We start from the raw sequence: 1056 nt of genomic DNA, 5'->3' as shown, positions 1-1056 counted from the left end.
CGGGAGCAGCAATCCGGATAATCCGATTCCGGTTGGTGGCACCTACCAGCTGCAGGTCTCCCTTACCGACGCCATCATGGGCGGCGGAGACGGTGACGGGATACGCGTGCTGTCTGCCGACTTTTCCGGCAATTTCGATTTTGCCTACGGTGCTGACGGCCCAGGCATTATTGATCGCGTCAATTATGATCTGTCGCTGATTGAAGAAAGCGTGTCTTCCGGGCTGTTCGCCTTGGGTGAAAACGGCGAACCGGGCGCAGAGATCATGCTCGGCATGGATAACGGTTCCATTATCGGCACCGTTGACGGCGGAACTCCTTTCTTCCGTATCAGTGTGGACGGGGAAACAGGCAGAGTCACTTTCGTGCAGTATGAAAACGTATGGCATGCTGAAGACAATGATAATGACGATTCCGTTTTCCTGGATCTTCCGGAAGGAACGATACTCTTAACAGCTGTCGCAACAGATGGTGACGGGGATACGGCGTCCGCATTTATCGATTTGAGTACCGGCGTGTTTGGTATCGAGGACGATGGACCGACTCTCAATGTCGAGGCCGATGGCCAGGCATCGGGAGCAGTTGCGATAAATCTGGACGAAACCGTGGGTGACGACCGTGGGTCGGATGCCGACGGCAACAATGACGACGACGGCCCGGGGTTGGCCCAGGTCACGACGTCTCTTGAAGGCGGATTGGCGGCGCTTTTCGCAGTCGACGGCGACTACGGCACCGACGGTCCGGGTACGACCACAGGCTCCTTCAGCTTTGTGGGCTTTCCGACTGAGGGCGGGCTGGAGACAACCCTGTCCTCGACTGCCGGCGGCGTGATCACGCTGTATCTGGAAGGCGGAATGATAGTGGGCCGCGACGCCAACGGCGGCGATCCTGTGCTGACAATCGAGATCGTCGAATCCCCTGCGGATTCAGGACTTTATCAGCTCCAAACCACGCTTTACGAGGCGCTGGATCACGGAGACGACAACAACCATTTTGACTCCGCCCTTAATCTGCTTCTTGCGGACGAAGGCGCCGTCAAGCTGCAGTACGAGGTGAC

1 protein-coding gene is annotated in these 1056 nt (G+C 57.4%); it reads left to right on the top strand.

Annotated elements, in window-relative coordinates:
- Positions 1–1056 (top strand): hypothetical protein (locus CVU60_17970; GenBank protein PKN39986.1); only part of this gene is annotated, 1056 nt, incomplete at both ends.

It is taken from the genome of Deltaproteobacteria bacterium HGW-Deltaproteobacteria-18, from assembly GCA_002841885.1.
Taxonomy (GTDB): domain Bacteria; phylum Desulfobacterota; class Desulfovibrionia; order Desulfovibrionales; family Desulfomicrobiaceae; genus Desulfomicrobium.
Note: the sequence above shows the minus strand (reverse complement) of the source record. Positions and strands in the feature narration are given on the sequence as shown.